At 63.7% G+C, this 17,702-nt stretch carries 19 protein-coding genes; 15 read left to right on the top strand and 4 right to left on the bottom strand.

Translation table 11 applies throughout. The features are described from left to right. Nucleotides 1–88: 88 nt before the first annotated feature. Complete coding sequence (gene dprA / locus DAEP_RS0101065) at nucleotides 89–1,267, top strand: DNA-processing protein DprA (RefSeq protein ID WP_027243367.1); 1,179 nt, start codon at nucleotides 89–91, stop codon at nucleotides 1,265–1,267. A gap of 130 nt (nucleotides 1,268–1,397) precedes the next feature. Further along, nucleotides 1,398–4,040 carry a type I DNA topoisomerase gene (gene topA, locus DAEP_RS0101060; RefSeq protein ID WP_027243366.1) on the top strand — a complete coding sequence of 881 codons (2,643 nt, stop codon included), beginning with the start codon at nucleotides 1,398–1,400 and terminating at the stop codon, nucleotides 4,038–4,040. Here topA and DAEP_RS0101055 read toward each other — a convergent pair. Continuing rightward, nucleotides 4,037–4,624, bottom strand: a complete 588-nt coding sequence (locus DAEP_RS0101055) for a TetR/AcrR family transcriptional regulator (protein WP_027243365.1) — start codon at nucleotides 4,622–4,624, stop codon at nucleotides 4,037–4,039. The genes topA and DAEP_RS0101055 overlap by 4 nt on opposite strands. Before the next feature lie 65 nt (nucleotides 4,625–4,689). Between DAEP_RS0101055 and DAEP_RS0101050 the strand changes: the two genes are divergently transcribed. From DAEP_RS0101050 to DAEP_RS0101040, 3 genes are all read left to right on the top strand, one after another. Continuing rightward, nucleotides 4,690–5,115 (top strand): VOC family protein, encoded by a 426-nt coding sequence (locus tag DAEP_RS0101050; protein WP_027243364.1) that lies wholly within the window; start codon nucleotides 4,690–4,692, stop codon nucleotides 5,113–5,115. 139 nt (nucleotides 5,116–5,254) lie between these two features. Next, nucleotides 5,255–5,959 (top strand): CoA transferase subunit A, encoded by a 705-nt coding sequence (locus DAEP_RS0101045; protein WP_027243363.1) that lies wholly within the window; start codon nucleotides 5,255–5,257, stop codon nucleotides 5,957–5,959. 3 nt (nucleotides 5,960–5,962) lie between these two features. After that, a complete protein-coding gene (locus DAEP_RS0101040) occupies nucleotides 5,963–6,589 on the top strand; it encodes a CoA transferase subunit B (protein WP_008554642.1) in 627 nt (208 codons plus the stop codon). Between the two features lie 71 nt (nucleotides 6,590–6,660). On the opposite strand, the gene DAEP_RS0101035 is transcribed toward DAEP_RS0101040, so the two are convergent. After that, nucleotides 6,661–7,131: a hypothetical protein gene (locus DAEP_RS0101035; protein ID WP_245595043.1), complete on the bottom strand. Its 471-nt coding sequence runs from the start codon at nucleotides 7,129–7,131 to the stop codon at nucleotides 6,661–6,663. Between the two features lie 831 nt (nucleotides 7,132–7,962). Here DAEP_RS0101035 and DAEP_RS0101025 point away from each other — a divergent pair. Beyond that, the gene (locus DAEP_RS0101025) at nucleotides 7,963–8,532 is read left to right on the top strand and encodes a TetR/AcrR family transcriptional regulator (protein ID WP_027243361.1); all 570 of its coding nucleotides are present in this window, start codon (nucleotides 7,963–7,965) and stop codon (nucleotides 8,530–8,532) included. Between the two features lie 11 nt (nucleotides 8,533–8,543). On the opposite strand, the gene DAEP_RS0101020 is transcribed toward DAEP_RS0101025, so the two are convergent. Then, the gene (locus DAEP_RS0101020; protein WP_027243360.1) at nucleotides 8,544–9,350 is read right to left on the bottom strand and encodes a lytic transglycosylase domain-containing protein; all 807 of its coding nucleotides are present in this window, start codon (nucleotides 9,348–9,350) and stop codon (nucleotides 8,544–8,546) included. A gap of 356 nt (nucleotides 9,351–9,706) precedes the next feature. Here DAEP_RS0101020 and DAEP_RS0101015 point away from each other — a divergent pair, with 356 nt between their 5' ends. Further along, on the top strand, nucleotides 9,707–9,886 hold the full coding sequence (locus DAEP_RS0101015; protein ID WP_027236755.1) for a Flp family type IVb pilin: 180 nt from the start codon (nucleotides 9,707–9,709) through the stop codon (nucleotides 9,884–9,886). Nucleotides 9,887–9,900: 14 nt separating this feature from the next. Here the strand turns inward: DAEP_RS0101015 and DAEP_RS23865 are convergent, their stop codons facing one another. Next, nucleotides 9,901–10,146 (bottom strand): hypothetical protein, encoded by a 246-nt coding sequence (locus tag DAEP_RS23865; RefSeq protein WP_154665016.1) that lies wholly within the window; start codon nucleotides 10,144–10,146, stop codon nucleotides 9,901–9,903. Nucleotides 10,147–10,173: 27 nt separating this feature from the next. On the opposite strand from DAEP_RS23865, the gene DAEP_RS0101010 reads away from it, so the two are divergent. The 8 genes from DAEP_RS0101010 (at nucleotide 10,174) to DAEP_RS0100975 (ending at nucleotide 17,698) form a co-directional block, all read left to right on the top strand. Next, nucleotides 10,174–10,353 (top strand): Flp family type IVb pilin, encoded by a 180-nt coding sequence (locus DAEP_RS0101010; protein ID WP_027236755.1) that lies wholly within the window; start codon nucleotides 10,174–10,176, stop codon nucleotides 10,351–10,353. Nucleotides 10,354–10,435: 82 nt separating this feature from the next. Next, the gene (locus tag DAEP_RS24170; protein WP_008555357.1) at nucleotides 10,436–10,612 is read left to right on the top strand and encodes a hypothetical protein; all 177 of its coding nucleotides are present in this window, start codon (nucleotides 10,436–10,438) and stop codon (nucleotides 10,610–10,612) included. Between the two features lie 148 nt (nucleotides 10,613–10,760). Next, the gene (gene cpaB / locus DAEP_RS0101000) at nucleotides 10,761–11,618 is read left to right on the top strand and encodes a Flp pilus assembly protein CpaB (protein ID WP_008556768.1); all 858 of its coding nucleotides are present in this window, start codon (nucleotides 10,761–10,763) and stop codon (nucleotides 11,616–11,618) included. A gap of 214 nt (nucleotides 11,619–11,832) precedes the next feature. Further along, complete coding sequence (locus tag DAEP_RS0100995) at nucleotides 11,833–13,239, top strand: type II and III secretion system protein family protein (protein WP_008556882.1); 1,407 nt, start codon at nucleotides 11,833–11,835, stop codon at nucleotides 13,237–13,239. A gap of 15 nt (nucleotides 13,240–13,254) precedes the next feature. Further along, a complete protein-coding gene (locus DAEP_RS0100990) occupies nucleotides 13,255–13,884 on the top strand; it encodes an OmpA family protein (protein ID WP_027243359.1) in 630 nt (209 codons plus the stop codon). Between the two features lie 155 nt (nucleotides 13,885–14,039). Beyond that, a complete protein-coding gene (locus DAEP_RS0100985) occupies nucleotides 14,040–15,269 on the top strand; it encodes a CpaE/TadZ family protein (protein WP_027243358.1) in 1,230 nt (409 codons plus the stop codon). 24 nt (nucleotides 15,270–15,293) lie between these two features. Further along, nucleotides 15,294–16,730, top strand: coding sequence for a TadA family conjugal transfer-associated ATPase (locus DAEP_RS0100980; RefSeq protein ID WP_008557372.1), 1,437 nt, complete (start codon nucleotides 15,294–15,296; stop codon nucleotides 16,728–16,730). Next, the gene (locus DAEP_RS0100975) at nucleotides 16,730–17,698 is read left to right on the top strand and encodes a type II secretion system F family protein (protein WP_008553689.1); all 969 of its coding nucleotides are present in this window, start codon (nucleotides 16,730–16,732) and stop codon (nucleotides 17,696–17,698) included. Before DAEP_RS0100980 ends, DAEP_RS0100975 begins: the two co-directional genes overlap by 1 nt. Nucleotides 17,699–17,702 lie beyond the last annotated feature (4 nt).

Raw genomic sequence — 17,702 nt, 5'->3', positions numbered from 1 at the left:
CAGGGTATTGGTTAAAAACTGCCGGCTGTTCACCAACTGTTAACCGCCTAAGGGTTAATTCTAGTCCTGCAAACAGGCGGAGCTGCGGATGACTGAAGAAGCACATTCTTCCACTCACCCCCCACTCCCACCCACCACGGAAGATAACCAGTTTTCATGGCTTCGCCTGTTGCGCTCCAAGCGGGTCGGCCCGGTGACATTTCACCGGCTGCTCGCTGAATACGGTTCAGCGCAGAACGCGCTGGATGCGCTGCCCGAAGTGGCACGCTCCGCAGGCATCAAAGGGTATGAAACATGCCCTGCCAAAGCGGTGGACGCCGAAATTAAGGCCGCAAAAGCCGCCAAAGCGCGGCTTTTGTGCTTTCCGGACCCTGACTATCCCAAACTGCTTGCCGGGCTGAAGGATGCCCCGCCCCTGCTGTGGGCCATTGGCGACCTCTCTGTGCTGGAGCGGCCGGTGATTGCCATGGTCGGGGCGCGCAACGCGTCCTCGCTGGGGCTGCGGATGGCGCGGTCGCTGGCGCAGAACCTGGGCGAGGCAGGCTATACCGTGGTGTCCGGCATGGCGCGCGGTATCGACACCGCCGCCCACCAGGCAGCCTTGAAGACCGGCACCATCGCGGTGCTGGCCGGCGGCGCCGACGTGATCTACCCCGCAGAAAACAGCCGGCTGGCCGAAGAAATCTGCAAAACCGGGCTGCGGCTTTCGGAACAGCCGATGGGCCTGACGCCGCGGGCCCGCGACTTTCCCAAGCGCAACCGGATCATTGCGGGCCTTGCCCGCGCCGTTGTCGTGGTCGAGGCTGCGGCGAAGTCCGGCACCCTGATCACCGCCCGCGATGCGCTGGATTACGGGCGCGAGGTCCTGGCGGTGCCGGGCCATCCATTCGATGCCCGCAGTTCCGGCTGCAACCGGCTGATCCGCGACGGCGCCCAGCTGGTGCGCGATGCCGCCGATGTGCTGGAGGCCCTTCCGCCGCTGGACCTGCCCCCGCGCCCGGTCCCTGAAACCAGCCTGCAAGAAGCCCTGGCGGAGCTGCCCCCGCCGCCGCCCCAGCGGCGCAGCCTGGCGCAGACCCACGCCCTGCATCAGCAGATCCTGCGCAGACTGGGCCCCTCCCCCACCTCCGAGACCGAACTGATGCGCGGCCTCGCCCTGCCGCCGCATGAACTGGCGCCCGCACTCACGGATCTGGAGCTTGAAGGGGCGATCCTCCGCCAGCCGGGCGGGCTGCTGTGCAAGGCGTTTCCGGATGACAGCGATTGACCGCAGGCGCCGCTGAAACGGCCTCCCCGGCGCCGCGGCCAATGCACCCGGATTGACAATCACCTCTTGCGCCCCACATGTTGCCCCGCCATAGAACCCGCAGAAGTGGTCCGAAGAGGTATCAGAATTTATGCCAGTCGTTGTTGTCGAATCCCCGGCCAAAGCAAAAACAATCAATAAGTATCTTGGCCCCGACTATACGGTTCTGGCGTCTTACGGCCACGTGCGCGACCTGCCGGCCAAAGACGGATCCGTCGACCCGGATGCGGATTTCGGCATGACCTGGGAGGTCGCCAACGATTCCCGCAAACACGTGAAGGCCATCGCCGACGCGCTGAAGGACGACAACGCGCTGATTCTCGCCACCGACCCCGACCGCGAGGGCGAGGCGATCAGCTGGCACCTGCAGGAGGCGCTGACCAAGCGGCGCTCGATCAAGAAGGATACCGCGGTCAGCCGCGTCACCTTCAACGCGATCACCAAGGAAGCGGTGACCGAGGCGATGAAAAACCCGCGCCAGGTCGACATGCCGCTGGTCGAGGCCTATCTGGCCCGCCGGGCGCTGGACTACCTGGTGGGCTTCAACCTGTCGCCGGTCCTGTGGCGCAAGCTGCCGGGCGCGCGCTCTGCCGGCCGGGTTCAGTCGGTCTGCCTGCGCCTGATCGTAGAGCGCGAGATGGAAATCGAGGCCTTCAACCCGCAGGAATACTGGTCGGTGCGCGCCCAGCTGGCGACCCCGCGCGGCCAGGACTTCGAAGCGCGCCTGACCGTCATGGGCGGCGAAAAGCTCGACAAGTACAGCCTGAAGAACTCCACCGCAGCAGAGCTGGCGGTGCAGGCAGTGGCCTCGCGCAAGCTCAAGGTGCTGTCGGTCGAGGCCAAGCCTGCCGCCCGCAACCCCTCCGCCCCCTTCATGACCTCCACTCTGCAGCAGGAGGCCAGCCGCAAGTTCGGTATGGGCGCGCGTCAGACCATGAACGCGGCGCAGCGGCTATATGAGGCGGGCTACATCACCTATATGCGGACTGACGGCATCGACATGGCGCCGGAAGCCGTGCAGGCCGCCCGCGCCGAGATCGAAAAGCGCTATGGTGCAGAGTATGTTCCCTCCTCGCCGCGGATCTACAAGAACAAGGCAAAGAACGCCCAGGAGGCGCACGAGTGTATCCGCCCGACCGATATGGGCCGCGATGCCAAGGCGCTGAAGGTGACCGACGACGACCAGCGCAAGCTCTATGACCTGATCTGGAAGCGGACGCTGTCGTGCCAGATGGAAGGTGCGCGGCTGGAGCGCACCACCGTCGACATCGGCTCGGACGATCAGCAGGTCGTGCTGCGCGCCACCGGCCAGGTGGTGCTGTTTGACGGCTTCATGCGGGTCTACGAGGAAGGCCGCGACGATGTCGCGGATGAAGACGACAAGCGCCTGCCGCAGATCATGGAAGGCGAAGCGCTGAAATTCGTCTCCTCGCTGGCGGCACAGGCCGAAAAGGCCGGCAAGGAGGCGTCGGTCCTGTCGGACAATGGCGCCGTGCTGGCGCTGCAGCACCACACCCAGCCGCCGCCGCGCTATACCGAGGCAACGCTGGTCAAGCGGATGGAGGAACTGGGCATCGGGCGCCCCTCGACCTATGCCAGCGTGATCACCACGATCCAGGACCGCGAATATGTCCGCAAGGACAAGAACCGCCTGTTCCCCGAGGACAAGGGCCGGATCGTCACCATCTTCCTTTTGAACTTCTTCCGCAAATACGTGGGCTACGAGTTCACCGCCAATCTGGAGGAAGAACTCGACGACGTGAGCGCGGGCGAACGCGATTACAAGGACCTCCTGGGCCGGTTCTGGCGCGATTTCTCGGCGGCGATCGCCGAAACCTCCGAACTGCGCATCACCGAGGTGCTGGACGTGCTGGACGACGCCCTGGCGCCGCAGCTCTACCCGCCGCGCGAGGATGGCACCGATCCGCGGACCTGCCCGAAATGCGGCCAGGGCCAGCTGCACCTGAAGACCTCGCGCACCGGCGGCTTTGTCGGCTGCGGCAACTATCCCGAATGCAACTACACCCGCCCGATTTCCGGCGAAGGCGCCGAAGGCTATGAACGCGTTCTGGGCGAGGATGACGGCGACGAAATCCACCTGAAATCCGGCCGTTTCGGGCCTTATGTGCAGCGCGGCGAAGCGACGCCCGAGAACAAGAAGCCGCCGCGTTCCTCGCTGCCGAAGCAGGGCAAGGACTTCCTGCCCGGCTGGGGGCCGAACGAGATCACGCTGGAGCAGGCTTTGACCCTGCTCACATTGCCGCGCGACATCGGCGAGCACCCGGACGGCGGCGTCATCCAGTCCAACCTTGGCCGGTTCGGGCCCTATATCGCGCATCAGCTGCCCGATGAGGAAAAGCCGGTATATGTGAACCTCAAAGAGACATTGGATGTCTTTGAGATCGGCATGAACCGCGCGGTGGAAATGCTGGCCGAAAAGCGTGCAAACCCGGGCCGCCGCGGCAGCCGCGCGGCTGCCAAGCCGCTGAAGGAACTGGGCGAGCACCCCGATGGCGGCGGCGCGGTCAACATCATGGACGGGCGGTACGGGCCTTACGTCAAATGGGAGAAGGTGAATGCCACCCTGCCCAAGGACGTGGAGCCGAAGGACGTGACCATGGAAATGGCGGTGGAGCTGATCGCCGAGAAATCGTCCAAGGGCGGCAAAAAGAAAGCCGCAGCGAAAAAGCCCGCTGCCAAGAAGAAGGCCGCGCCGAAGAAAGCCGCGTCCTAAGACCGGAGGCGCACGGCGGCACCCATCAGTGCCGCCATAGCCGCCTCGTAGGGCGCAGACTCAGCGCCTTCGGCAATGGCAAGCGCCGCCCTGTCGAAGGCCGCCGACAGCACCACCGCCAGCGCATCAAGCCCGGCCTCATCCAGCCCTGTGCCCGCAGACGCAAGCCCCGTCCGCAGGGCCCTGCGCCCTCCTCCGGCGTCGATCTCATCCATTGCAGCAGCGCCGAGCACCGCGGGTCCGTCGACCAGCAGAATGCGGGCGCGCCCGGGAACGGCCATCGCGGCAAAATACGCCCTGCTCCCGGCTTCCAGCCCCTCCGCGCCCGGCACCCTGGCCGCGGCCTCAATCGCTTGGGTGACCGCTTGGGCCTCCGCCTCGGCGACGGCGCCGAACAGCGCCTCTTTCCCGTCAAAATGATGGTACAGCGCCCCGCGGGTGACCTCTGCCGCCTTGACGATTTCGGGCGTCGACGTCTCGGCATAGCCTTTTTCCGCAAAGAGCACGCGTGCGGCAGTGATCAGCCGCTCGCGCATGGCAGCCCGGCGGGCTGCGTTCGGAACAGGGGGTTTATTCTCTTGCATACATGCAGCCTGTATGTTTATCTTCACATGCATACAGACTGTATGTTTTCCATGAGAGGTGCAAGATGAAAGTGACCCAATACTATCCGGTGCTGCAAACAAACGACGTCGCGGGCACCGCCGCATTCTACCAAACCCACTTCGGCTTCAGGCCGGCCTTTGAATCGGATTGGTACGTCCATCTTCAGTCCTGCTCTGACCCCGCCGTGAACCTGGCAATCCTGGAGGGCACCCACCCGACGATCCCCGAAGCCGGGCGCGGCAACAGTGCCGGCGTCATCCTGAACTTCGAGGTCGAGGACGCCGCGGCCGAATACACCCGGCTGACCGGCGCGGGCCTGCCGGTCCTGAAGCCGCTCACCGACGAAAACTTCGGTCAGCGCCACTTCATCACCGCGGACCCGAACGGCGTGCTGATCGATGTCATCACCCCGATCCCGCCCAGCGCGGAGTTTGCAGACCAATACGCCGAAGACGCCCTGCCAGTGTGACCTTCGGCCGTGGCGGACCGCCGGCCCGCGCAGGCCGCCACGGCCGCTCCGTAGAAATACGCAAACTTCTCCGTATCGTTGACTTGTGCCCGCCCCGGCGTCAGAACCACTGTCAAACGGTAGTTGTTGGGAGAGCTCCATGAAAAAGGTTTACGCCAACGCCGCCGAAGCGCTCGACGGGCTGCTTCACGACGGCATGCTGATCGCCGCGGGGGGCTTTGGCCTCTGCGGCATCCCCGAACTGCTTTTGCAGGCAATCAAGGACGCGGGCACCAAGGACCTGACCTTTGCCTCCAACAATGCAGGCGTCGACGATTTCGGCATCGGCATCCTGCTGCAGACCAAGCAGGTGAAGAAGATGATCTCCTCCTACGTGGGCGAGAACGCGGAATTCATGCGCCAGTACCTGTCGGGCGAGCTGGAGCTGGAATTCAACCCGCAGGGCACCCTGGCCGAGCGCATGCGCGCCGGCGGCTGCGGCATTCCGGGCTTTTACACCAAGACCGGCGTCGGCACCGTGATCGCCGAGGGCAAGGAGCACAAGGACTTCAACGGCGAGACCTATATCCTGGAGGAGGGCATCTTTGCCGATCTCTCCATCGTGAAGGCCTGGAAGGCGGATGACACCGGCAACCTGATCTTCCGCAAGACCGCCCGCAACTTCAACCCGCCCGCCGCAATGTGCGGCAAGATCTGCGTGGCGGAAGTGGAGGAAATCGTGCCCCGCGGCGCGCTTGACCCCGACCAGATCCACCTGCCGGGCATCTACGTGCACCGCATCATCCAGGGCGAGCACGAGAAGCGCATCGAGCAGCGCACCACCCGCAAGCGTGAGGAGGCTTGAACCATGGCTTGGGACCGCAATCAAATGGCCGAGCGCGCTGCGCAGGAGCTGGAAGACGGCATGTATGTGAACCTCGGCATCGGAATTCCGACGCTGGTGGCGAACTACGTGGGCGACAAGGACATCACCCTGCAGTCGGAGAACGGCATGCTGGGCATGGGCCCCTTCCCCTATGAGGGCGATGAGGATCCGGACCTGATCAACGCGGGCAAGCAGACCATCACCGAGCTGGCGCGCACCTCCTACTTCGACAGTGCCACCTCTTTCGGCATGATCCGCGGCGGCAAGATCGCGGCGGCGATCCTAGGCGCGATGGAAGTGGCCGAAAACGGCGACCTGGCCAACTGGATGATTCCGGGCAAGCTGGTCAAGGGCATGGGCGGCGCCATGGATCTGGTTGCCGGCGTCGGCCGCGTGATCGTGGTGATGGACCACACCAACAAGCACGGCGAGAGCAAAGTTCTGAAGGAATGCACCCTCCCGCTGACCGGCAAGGGCGTGGTCGACCGCATCATCACCAATCTGGGTGTTCTGGATGTCGTCGATGGCGGACTGAAGATCGTCGAGCTGGCCGAGGGTGTCAGCGAAGAGGAGCTGCGCAGCTCCACCGAAGCCACCATCGTCGGCTGATCCCGGTTCGAATCCGAGGAAAAGGCCCTCCGGCTTCCGGCGGGCCTTTTTCGTTCAGGTCATACAGCGGATCACACCCCGGCAGCCGTCCCCGGCCGCGGCCGGGGCCGCAGCGTGTGCCAGACCGCGCCTGCAGGCGGGTTGACGATCTCCCACATGTAAACGCGCTTGTCATGCCAGTTGACGATCTTTTCCCGCCCGTCCTCGAACACCACCACGCAATAGCTGCCCTGCGCCGGATCGCAGCTGTCGCGGCCCAGCACGGTGACGATGACCGGATCGACCAGATGGCTTTTGAACAGAACCATCGCCTTGGTCTGCTTGCCCGAGATGTAGAGCGCCCCTGCAAACAGCGCCGCCGCCAGCAGGACAAATCCCAACCCCGAGAAATTCCGGAACGGGTTAAACTCCGCGAGTTGCGGCCCGAAGGCGGAAAAGACCAGCCGCCCGAAAAACCCGATGAACGCCAGCAAGGCAAACAGCAGGAGTTTTCCACTAACATTTTGCGCGCCCACGGCAATTTCCGATGGGTTAAATCCCAAATCCAAATCCGTTCTCCAAAAAATTTAAGCTAAAAAATTTTCTTTATGGCCACCATACCGGCGGCTTGGGGCAGATGGCAGGCCCTTTGCGCAAAATCTTCGCAAATCGGGTCGCTGCGGAACGTCTTCCGGGCAATGTTCCGCTATGGCCTTTCGGGCCCCGCTGTCCCTGCTGATGCGCCGCCCGCCAGCGGCCGCCGGATAATGCGGCGCACGGGTGCCCGCAAGTGGCTCCAAGCCCGCTGCAGCGGTTTGCACTGCCGCAGTCTGAATCAACGCAAGCAGCCTATCCGCTTCAGCCGCCGTCCGGGGCTTGCACAGGAACCGCCCCTGCAGGGGCCCGCGGCAGTGTCACCGGCAGCAGAACGCCGCCGGCAAGAACAGCGGCCAGCGCCGCCATGAGAATATCCCGTTTCATGCGTGAGACCCCGCGCAGCCGCGGGGGCAGTGCATGGGCAGCTGCCCAGTCAGGACTTGCCTCCCTCCCGCACTGAATTGCCCGCCTGTTCCGGACGCCGCGTCCGGGCGTGTGTCCGCGTCCGGTGCCGTCAGCGCAGCGGCGATGCATGCCGCCAGAATTACCGGCCCGAACGGTGAAGCCATCGGTTTGTAAAGACGTCTCATCCCAGCCCCCTAACAAAGTGTACCGATCTGTCAACTCACGAAAACAAGGTGTACCGATCGGTACTTTAAATCAAGAGATTTATTGCCCGGCCACGGCTGCGCGGCGGCGCCTGGCGCTAACGCCTTTGTGTTGCAGCAAAAAATGTTTTGATTTGCCGGGCCGCCCGGGCGCCAATATGTACCGAACGGTACACTCGAGGACGAATCATGCGCCCCAACAAGCGAGACGAACTGGTCAGCAAAGCCCTGGACGTTTTCTACCGAAGCGGGTTCCACGCAACGGGAATGGACATGCTGGTCAAGGAGACCGGCATCTCCAAGACCTCCATCTACAAGCATTTCCGCACCAAGGACGACCTGATTGTTGCCGTGCTGCACCTGCGGGACGAGAACTTCCGCTCTTGGCTGTTCAGCCGGATGGCTGCTTTGTCGGACACACCCGCCGGGCAGCTGCTTGCGATGTTCACGGCTCTGGGCGAATGGTTCGGCAGAGCTGAATTCGCAGGCTGCATGTTCATAAAGGCCAGCGCCGAGTTCCAGAACCGGGCGCATCCGGTGTACCAGCAGTCGACGGAGCACAAGCAGATGCTGCTGGAGCATTTTACCGGCCTGGCCAAATCAGCCGGCGCGTCTGACCCCGCAGGTCTCGCGCGGCAGCTTCTGACGTTGAAGGAAGGCGCAATCGTTCTGTCGGCCATGTCGGTGACCCCGGATCCGGCAGGGGACGCGCGGCACACTGCCCGGATGCTGCTTGAGCCCTATCTGGCGGAGGGCTGAGCCGGAACGGGCTAGTTCATCACCCGGAACACGCAGCCGTCGGAGATCAGCTGCGGCGGCGTCAGGCACAGGCCCCGGGCCACCTGATAGGCGGCAAGGACCTTGGGCACGTAATCCCGTGTTTCGGCAAAGGGCGGCACCCCCTTGTGGCTGCGCACGGCACCCTCGCCCGCGTTGTAGCCGGCCAGCACCAGGATCGGGTCGCCGCCGAACTCCTTCATCAGCCAGTCGAGATAGCGGATACCCCCCGAGATGTTCTGATGCGCCTCAAGCGAGTCCGTCACGCCGAAGCGCGCCGCAGTGTCCGGCATCAGCTGCATCAGCCCCTGGGCACCGGCGGAACTGATTGCATCCGCCTTGCCCGCGGATTCAACAGCAATCACGGCCAGCACCAGGGCAGGCGAAACCTGGGTGCTGGCGCTTTCGGTCAGGATCTGCACACCGCGGGCCTGGGCGATTTCCTGCATCAGCTGCAACCGCGGCGCCGCCAGCCCCTTGGCCCCGGCCAGCGCCTGCAGGGCATCGTCCAGGCGTCCCGGCCCGCTCTCCTCCAGCCCGGGCGAGATCTTGTCCCAGAACCATCCGTACCGCCCGGCGGGCAGCTCTGCACTCTCTGCCAGCACCGGAACCGGCGCAGCCGCCCTGGCCTCCGGCTGCGGTTCGATCTGCACGGTGATGCGCTTGCCGGTGCCTGGCGCAGGCGGTTTCACCCGTTTCGCCTCGAACTCGGGAAACGGTTGCGGCGGCGCCTCCTGCCCCGCTGCTGTCAGGGGCACGGCACAGGCCGCCAGTGCCAAAATCGCGTTACGGACTGCCATTTCCTTGCCTGCCAGTGGATTCTGCCAGGCGACACTCGGGAAATTGGCCGTTGAAAACCAGTCTCGGCCCCCCAGAATCTGGCGCAATCGCCATATTTTCCCGCGTCTGGCGCGGAAATGCCACGGGCAGCAGACTGGTAACGAAAATTTAACGGAGCAAAATCATTCAGTTACGCCAATCATTGCCAAAAAGTAAAATTAGGGCGGCGATTTCCGGCTTTCAGCCCAAATCCTGCCACGCTGCGCTGGCTATATAAGCTCATCCAAGCCGGACAGAGGTCAAGCAGGTGAGAGAGCGGACCTTGGCGCGAAGGCGGGATAGTTCAAATTCTGAGATCCTTTGGAGGGACCAAGCCATGATCAAATTCTTCAAAAACTTCCGCAAAGACGAATCCGGCGCCGTGACTGTTGACTGGGTTGTGCTGACCGCAGCCGTGGCCGCTCTGGGCGGCGTTGTCTACACCGCCATCGAAGACGGCGCATCGGACCTGACCAGCAAAACCGGCTCCTATCTGGGCACCCAGGCTCCGACCTAATCGCATATAGTGGTCTAACCGATCACGTCACAGGCCGCCCGTTTCCGGGCGGCCTGTTTCGTTTGCGGGCTTCCCAAATCCCGCCGCCTTCTCAGCTTTTTCCGTATGAAATGAACCGCCGGGTTTTCCGGCAATAGGGCGGAAAACTCAGTATTACGCCCAATTAACGCCCCATTCATGAAGCTTAATAGACTCATCAACCGGCGGGCAGGCCAGAAGGAGAGAGCTGGCCAGATCGCCCGGCGGGCCAGATACAGCATTTCAGTTTCCTTTGGAGGGACCAAGCCATGATCAAATTCTTCAAAAACTTCCGCAAAGACGAATCCGGTGCCGTGACTGTTGACTGGGTTGTGCTGACCGCAGCCGTGGCCGCTCTGGGCGGCGTTGTCTATACCGCCATCGAAGACGGCGCGTCGGACCTGACCAGCAAAACCGGCTCCTATCTGGGCACCCAGGCTCCGACCTGATCACTGCCTGATTTCTGAGGCGGCACCGGGCAGTCCGGTGCCGCCTCCGCTCCGGAACCGTTCAGGCAGCGAGGTTCAGATTATGAAGAAGTTACGGTTATATATCGCAAGCGACGACGGTGCGGTTTCCGTCGACTGGGTTGTTCTGTGCGCTGCAATCGTCGGGATGGCCGTAATGATTGCGGCAGCAATGGAAGATGGCGCCCTGGGCGCGGCACAAGCGATTGCCGCCTTCATGTCTAATTGGTCGTTCGGCTGATACCGGCAGAAATGACCGGCTCGCGGCCGCTGCCTTCAAGACGCCTGCGCTGGCCCGGCCATCGCCCGGGGTTCCCGTTGCAGTATGAGACACCCAGCAGCCGGTTCCGATTGCGGAACGCCGGCTTAAGTTGATGAGAGGTAACACAATGCGTGCAGTTTTCGGACTAGTGCTGATTGTCGGTGTCGCCCTCGCCGGCGGCGCCGTGATGATGGCCAAGAACTATATCTCGGCCTATCAGAATGAACTGGCACGCGAGCGCGCCGCCCGCGCCGAGACGGTGCCGACCGTGGACGTGTTTGTCGCCACCAAGCCGCTGAAATACGGCGAGCGTCTGTCCCAGGACGCGGTGCGCGCCGTGCGCTGGCCGGAAAACGCCATTCCCGAAGGCGCCTATACCACCCTGGACGCACTCTTCCCCCCGCAAAGCGGCGACAAGCTGCGGGTGGTGCTGCGCGCCATGGAGAAGGATGAGGCGGTCATGGCCGTCAAGGTCACCGCACCGGGCGAGGATGCCGGCATCACCTCCCGGCTGCAGCGCGGCATGCGCGCCTTTGCGATCAAGGTCGATGTGTCCTCCGGCGTCTCGGGCTTCCTGCGCCCCGGCGACAAGGTCGATGTCTACTGGACCGGCATGATGCCCGGCGCCGGCGGCTCCCGCGGGGAAGTCACCCGGCTGATCGAAACCAATGTGGAACTGGTCGCCGTGGATCAGAGCGCCGGCGGCGACATCAACGAGGCCATCATCGCCCGCACAGTTACTGTCGCGGCCAAGCCCGCACAGGTGGCGGCGCTGGCTCAGGCGCAGACCACCGGGCGGCTGTCGCTGGCCCTGGTGGGCGCAGGCGACGACACCATTGCCTCGGTGGTCGAAGTGGACCAGCGCACGCTGCTGGGACTGGGCGCCCTGGAGGCGCCGCAGGAGGTGGAAAAGGAAAAGATCTGCACCATCCGCACCCGCCGCGGCGCCGAAGTTGTGGAAATCCCGATCCCGTGCGCCAACTAGAAAATACGTGCCCGCACAGGCCGTTGACGCATTCAGCCGCTTCTTCCCCGCGAAGAGCGGCTGTTTGGCCTGTTGCGCAGGCCCCACATGGGCGCCCTGCCAGGAAAGGCCTCGAAGCCTTTGATTCTTGCAATATTTCGGGATCTGCACCACAGTGCCCGAAAGAGCGGGCAAAAAGACCCGGATTTGAGGCGTGATCGGAAAGGCAGGTCACATGGCAATTCGACGGTTCGTGGCGGCGGCCCTGATGGGTCTATCGCTGATTGGCGTGCCGCAGGCAGATGGGGCCTGGGCACAGTCTTTGCGGGTGGTGAAAAAGGGCACGGCGGCAACGCTGGACGTTCCGATGAACCGCGCGGTAGTGGTGGAAAGCGAAATTCCCTTTGCCGAACTCAGCATCGCCAACCCCAGCATTGCCGATATCTCCTCGCTGTCCGACCGCACCATCTATGTTCTGGGCAAATCGCCGGGCCTGACGACACTGACACTGCTCGACGGCTCCGGCCGGCTGATCACCAACGTCGACGTGCGGGTGGCCGCCGACGTGACCGAGTTCAAGCAGCGCCTGCGCCAGATCCTGCCCAATGAGAAAATCGAGGTGCGCACCGCCAATGACGGCATCGTGCTGTCCGGCACCGTGTCCAGCTCGGCCCGGCTGCAGCGGGCGCTGGATCTGGCAGAGCGCTATGCGCCTGAGCGGGTCAGCAACCTGATGTCGGTGGGCGGCGTGCAGCAGGTGATGCTCAAGGTCCGCTTTGCCGAAATGCAGCGCTCTGTCTCGAAATCGCTCAGCGCCTCGCTGGGCTTCAACGGCGGCACCGGCAACGGCCGCACCGGCGGTTACAACACCCTGAACACCTCCGGCGCGCTGGCCAACTCTCTGGCCGGCAACATCCCCGCCGCCAACGAAAACACCGGCGCCTTCCTGTTCGGCTTCAACGCAGGCTCCGTTCAGGTCAGCCTGCTGCTGGAAGCGCTGGAGCAGAAGGGCGTGGTCCGCACACTGGCCGAACCCAACCTCTCCGCCCTCTCGGGTCAGGAAGCGAAGTTCCTGGCAGGCGGCGAATACCCTGTGCCGGTGGCCCAGGAAGGCGGCGTGATCACCATCGAATTCAAACCCTTCGGGATTGAGCTGAACTTCATTCCGCGGGTGATTGACGGCGACCTGATCAATCTCGAACTGAACGCCGCGGTTTCCGCCATCGACCCGACCAATTCGCTGGAACTCAGCGGCCTGACCATCGACGCCTTCTCCCGCCGCGAGACCTCCACCACGGTGGAAATGCGCGACGGCGAAAGCTTTGCCATTGCCGGGCTGATCCGCGACGAATTCCTCGACAACTCCTCGCAGCTGCCGTGGCTGGGTGACGTGCCGGTGCTGGGCGCGCTGTTCCGCAGCGCCGATTACCAGCGCGAGCAGACCGAGCTGGTGATCATCGTCAGCGCCCATCTGGTCACCCCGACCCGCGGCGAGGCGCTGACCCTGCCCACCGACCGGGTGGCACCGCCCAGCGAGAAGGATCTGTTCCTGTTCGGGCGCACGTCCCGCAACCGCGCCGGGCCTGCCGCCGAGGTCGCCAAGCAGGATTTCAACGGATCTTACGGCTACGTGCTGGACTGATAGGGAGTGGCACAGATGATCAGAACCGCCGCAATTCTCGGCCTTCTCCTCACCGCTGCCGCCTGCGAGCGGGAAGCCGGGCGCGAGCTGAACCGCGGGGGAACCTTTGGCGAGGCCACCCTCAACAACGCGGCGGTGATGAGCAACGATCGCAGCTTTACCATCCAGCTGGCCGGCCGCTTCGCCCAGGAAGTGCCGACCACCATCACCTTTGACTTTGACAGCGCGCAGCTGGATCAGTCCGCCCGCGCGGTGCTGGACCAGCAGGCGCATTGGATCCGGCAGTTCCCCGAGGTGCGGTTCCGCGTCTTCGGCCACACCGATGCGGTCGGCAGCGACGCCTACAACCGCGCGCTTGGCCTGCGCCGGGCCCGGGCGGCTGTGAATTACCTGGTTTCCCGCGGCATCAGCCGCAGCCGCCTGGAAGCGGTGATCTCGCACGGGGAAACCCAGCCGCTGATCCCGACGCCGGAACGCGAGCGCCGCAACCGCCGCACCGTCACCGAGGTGAGCGGCTTCCTCAAGAACCACCAGTCGGTGCTGGACGGCAAGTACGCCCAGATCATCTACCGCGAGTATCTGGAGAGCGCGGTTCCGGCCACAACCCTGACCCAGCAGAAGTCGCTGGAGCGCACCCTGCAATAAACCCGCCGCGCGGCCGGCCGGTTACGAAGTAGTAACAATTCCCCACATTTGGGGATTTTTGGCCCCAATATCGCCTAGATTGCCACCGACATTGTTTCCAAGAGGCGGACTGTGCCCATGGCCCGGTTCCGCCCATGTGAACAAGGATGATGGCGATGAGCAGCGGTATGCCGCAAACGGAAACACCAGCAATTGTTGCCTGCACAATCAGCCGCGATGTGCAGAACTTCGACCTTCTGATCGAGGATATGGAAGCCTCGCTGGGAGAGGCCTGGGGCGATCTGGGCTTCACCGAGGCGCTGGCGTTCTTTGGTCAGACCGAGGCGGAGCCGCTGCAATTTGTTGCTCTGGCCATCGACAGCGCCGACGAGGGGGATCTGCCGCTGATGGGGGAGATCATCACCCAGGCCAAGGCGCGCGGCATCAAGGTCATTCTGATTGCAGAAGACGTCACCCCGGCCGCGCTGCACACGCTGTTGCGGCAGGGCGCGGATGAGTTTGTCCCCTACCCGCTGCCCGAGCAGGAGCTGCAGGCCGCCATTGAACGGCTGCAGGCACCGCCGCCGCCAGCGGCGCAAAAGCCGCATCAGCTGCAATCCGGCAGCCAGCGTGAAGGCGCGGTGATCGTCTGCCACGGGCTGGCCGGCGGCACCGGCTCGACCACGATGGCGGTGAACCTGGCGTGGGAGCTTGCCGCGCTCAGCGAGCAGGAGGAGCCCAGCGTCTGCCTGCTGGATCTGGACCTGCAGCATGGTTCGGTTTCCACTTATCTGGACCTGCCCCGCCGCGAGGTGGTGATGGAAATGCTGAGCGAGTCCGAAAGCATGGACGAGGAACTGTTCGGCCAGTCACTGCTGCCGTTCCAGGAGAAGCTGCAGGTTCTGACCGCCCCGCTGGAGATGGTGCCGCTGGACCTCCTGTCGCCCGAGGACATCACCCGGGTGATCGAAATGGCGCGCAGCCACTTTGATTTTGTCGTCATCGACATGCCGCACACGCTGGTTCAGTGGTCCGAAACCGTGCTGACCACGGCGCATGTCTATTTCGCCCTGATTGAGCTGGACATGCGCTCGGCCCAGAACGCGCTGCGCATGAAACGCGCCCTGCAGTCGGAGGACCTGCCGTTCGAAAAGCTGCGCTTTGCGCTGAACCGGGCGCCCAAGTTCACCGATCTTGCCGGCAAAAGCCGGGTCAAGCGGATGGCCGAATCCCTGAGCATCTCGATCGACCTGCAATTGCCCGACGGCGGCAAGCAGGTGCTGCAAAGCTGCGACCACGGGCTGCCGCTGGCTGTGTCGGCAGCAAAGAATCCCTTGCGCAAGGAAATCGCCAAGCTTGCGGCCTCGCTGCATGCGCTGGGCCGCAGTGAAGCAGAAGCCGCCTGAACGGCCTGAATTGGGGGTGAGTTGATGTTTTCCAAGTATAAGAAACAAGCGCCGAAACCTGCCGCGCCGGCACCTGAACCGCTTGCAGCACCCGCTGCCGCTGCCGCCCCTGCCGCCAGCCTGCGCCGCCCGGTGCAGCGCAAGGCGGCTGAGGCGCAGCCGATGGACAAGGAGCGCAAGCGCAAGGAGCGTCTGAGCGAAATCAAGGTCCAGCTGCACCGGGAGCTGCTGGAGAACCTGAACCTGGCTGCCCTGGAACGCGCCGGCGAAGCGGAACTGCGCTCCGAGATTGCCACCATCGCCACGGAGATCCTGGCCGAGAAAAGCATCGTCCTGAACCGCGAGGACCGCCAGCAGCTCAACAAGGAGCTGTATGACGAGGTCACGGGCCTGGGCCCTCTGGAGACGCTGCTGCAGGATGAATCGATCAGCGATATCCTGGTGAACGGCCCGCATCAGATCTTTGTCGAACGCAGCGGCAAGCTTCAGCTTTCCGACATCACCTTCAAGGATGAGAAGCACCTGATGCGGATCATCGATAAGATCGTCTCTGCCGTGGGACGCCGGGTCGATGAATCCAACCCTTACGTGGACGCCCGCCTCGCCGACGGCTCGCGCTTCAACGCGATGGTGCCGCCGATTGCGGTGGACGGCTCGCTGGTGTCGATCCGGAAGTTCAAGAAGGACAAGCTGGGCATCGACGACCTGGTGCAGTTCGGCGCCTTCACCGAGGAAATGGCGGCCTATCTGCAAGCCGCCGTCTCCACCCGCCTGAACGTGATCGTCTCCGGCGGTACCGGCTCCGGCAAAACCACGACGCTCAACGCCCTGTCGTCCTTCATCGACAACTCCGAACGCATCCTCACCATCGAGGACACCGCGGAACTTCAACTGCAGCAGACCCATGTGGGCCGGATGGAAAGCCGCCCGCCCAACGTGGAAGGCAAGGGCGAGGTGTCCCCGCGCGACTGTCTGAAGAACGCACTGCGGATGCGGCCCGACCGCATCATCGTCGGCGAAACCCGCGGCGAGGAAGTGATCGACATGCTGCAGGCCATGAACACCGGCCACGACGGCTCGATGACGACGATCCACGCCAACTCCGCCCGCGACGGCATTTCCCGTCTGGAAAACATGATCGCCATGGCGGGGATCGAGATGCCGATCAAGGCGGTGCGCAGCCAGATTGCGTCGGCTGTGAACCTGATCGTGCAGGCCTCCCGCCTGCAGGACGGCTCCCGCCGGATGACCTCGATCACCGAAATCACCGGGATGGAAGGCGACGTGATCTCGATGCAGGAAATCTTCCGCTTCCAGCGCGTCGGCCTGACCCCGGACAACAAGATCATCGGCCACTTCACCGCCACCGGAGTGCGCAGCCACTATTCCGAGCGTTTCCGCCTGTGGGGGTACGACCTTCCGCCCTCGATCTATGAACCCACCGTGATGGAGAAGCGCTGATGCAGCTGAGTGCGGAACCGCTTATCTACGGCCTGATCTTCTTCGGGGTGCTGGCCCTGGTCGAGGGCCTGTATCTGTTCACCTTCGGCAAATCCATCAGCCTCAACAGCCGGGTCAACCGCCGGCTGGAGATGATGGAGAAGGGCAGCAACCGCGAGCAGGTGCTGGAGCAGCTGCGCAAGGAACTGGGCCAGCACGCAAAATCGCAGTCGATCCCGCTGTACTCGCTGCTGTCGGAACGGGCGCAGAAGGCGGCCATCGCCTTTTCACCGAAACAGCTGATCCTGATCATGGCCGGGCTGGCCGCGCTGGCCTTCGTCGGCCTCAGCATCGGCACCTCCGCCCCCCTGCCCGTCCGCATTCTCGGGTCCGTCATCATCGGTGTCGGCGCGGTGTTCTTCTGGGTCAACAAGAAGGCCGCCAAACGTATGGCGATGATCGAGGAGCAGCTGCCCGACGCGGTAGAGCTGATGGTGCGCTCCCTGCGTGTCGGCCACCCGTTCACCTCTGCCGTGCAGATCGTCGCCAACGAGGTCGAGGACCCGCTGGCCACCGAATTCGGCATCATCTCCGATGAATGCGCCTATGGCCGCGATATCGGCGAAGCGCTCAAGGAAATGGCGGAGCGGCTGGACATGCAGGACATGCGCTTCCTTGCGGTCGCGGTGACGATCCAGCAGCAGTCGGGCGGCAACCTGGCCGAAGTGCTGGCAGGCCTGGCCAAGGTGATCCGCGCCCGCTTCCGCCTGTTCCGCCGGGTGAAGGCCATCACCGCAGAGGCGCAATGGTCGGGCAAGTTTCTGTCAGGCTTCCCGCTGTTCTGTCTGGCTGGCATCCTGGTGAAGGACCCCAACTATTATGACAAGGTGCTGGATCACCCCTGGTTCATTCCCGCCTGTTTCACGGTTGGCGTGATGCTGACGGCCAACCTCTTTGTCATGCGCATGCTGACCAATATCAAAGTCTAAGGAG

This window comes from Leisingera daeponensis DSM 23529 (assembly GCF_000473145.1).
GTDB classification, from domain to species: domain Bacteria; phylum Pseudomonadota; class Alphaproteobacteria; order Rhodobacterales; family Rhodobacteraceae; genus Leisingera; species Leisingera daeponensis.
Note: the sequence above shows the minus strand (reverse complement) of the source record. Positions and strands in the feature narration are given on the sequence as shown.

What these genes read in the sequence shown, in the direction of transcription:
- DAEP_RS0101055 (WP_027243365.1), bottom strand. Translation starts at nt 4,624, where the DNA reads ATGCAAGAGAATAAACCCCCTGTTCCGAACGCAGCCCGCCGGGCTGCC.
- DAEP_RS0101010 (WP_027236755.1), top strand. Translation starts at nt 10,174, where the DNA reads ATGATCAAATTCTTCAAAAACTTCCGCAAAGACGAATCCGGTGCCGTG.
- DAEP_RS0101050 (WP_027243364.1), top strand. Translation starts at nt 4,690, where the DNA reads ATGAAAGTGACCCAATACTATCCGGTGCTGCAAACAAACGACGTCGCG.
- DAEP_RS0100980 (WP_008557372.1), top strand. Translation starts at nt 15,294, where the DNA reads ATGTTTTCCAAGTATAAGAAACAAGCGCCGAAACCTGCCGCGCCGGCA.
- DAEP_RS0100995 (WP_008556882.1), top strand. Translation starts at nt 11,833, where the DNA reads ATGGCAATTCGACGGTTCGTGGCGGCGGCCCTGATGGGTCTATCGCTG.
- DAEP_RS0101045 (WP_027243363.1), top strand. Translation starts at nt 5,255, where the DNA reads ATGAAAAAGGTTTACGCCAACGCCGCCGAAGCGCTCGACGGGCTGCTT.
- DAEP_RS0100985 (WP_027243358.1), top strand. Translation starts at nt 14,040, where the DNA reads ATGAGCAGCGGTATGCCGCAAACGGAAACACCAGCAATTGTTGCCTGC.
- dprA (WP_027243367.1), top strand. Translation starts at nt 89, where the DNA reads ATGACTGAAGAAGCACATTCTTCCACTCACCCCCCACTCCCACCCACC.
- DAEP_RS23865 (WP_154665016.1), bottom strand. Translation starts at nt 10,146, where the DNA reads ATGCTGTATCTGGCCCGCCGGGCGATCTGGCCAGCTCTCTCCTTCTGG.
- DAEP_RS0101015 (WP_027236755.1), top strand. Translation starts at nt 9,707, where the DNA reads ATGATCAAATTCTTCAAAAACTTCCGCAAAGACGAATCCGGCGCCGTG.
- DAEP_RS0100975 (WP_008553689.1), top strand. Translation starts at nt 16,730, where the DNA reads ATGCAGCTGAGTGCGGAACCGCTTATCTACGGCCTGATCTTCTTCGGG.
- DAEP_RS0101025 (WP_027243361.1), top strand. Translation starts at nt 7,963, where the DNA reads ATGCGCCCCAACAAGCGAGACGAACTGGTCAGCAAAGCCCTGGACGTT.
- DAEP_RS0101020 (WP_027243360.1), bottom strand. Translation starts at nt 9,350, where the DNA reads ATGGCAGTCCGTAACGCGATTTTGGCACTGGCGGCCTGTGCCGTGCCC.
- DAEP_RS24170 (WP_008555357.1), top strand. Translation starts at nt 10,436, where the DNA reads ATGAAGAAGTTACGGTTATATATCGCAAGCGACGACGGTGCGGTTTCC.
- DAEP_RS0100990 (WP_027243359.1), top strand. Translation starts at nt 13,255, where the DNA reads ATGATCAGAACCGCCGCAATTCTCGGCCTTCTCCTCACCGCTGCCGCC.
- topA (WP_027243366.1), top strand. Translation starts at nt 1,398, where the DNA reads ATGCCAGTCGTTGTTGTCGAATCCCCGGCCAAAGCAAAAACAATCAAT.
- cpaB (WP_008556768.1), top strand. Translation starts at nt 10,761, where the DNA reads ATGCGTGCAGTTTTCGGACTAGTGCTGATTGTCGGTGTCGCCCTCGCC.
- DAEP_RS0101040 (WP_008554642.1), top strand. Translation starts at nt 5,963, where the DNA reads ATGGCTTGGGACCGCAATCAAATGGCCGAGCGCGCTGCGCAGGAGCTG.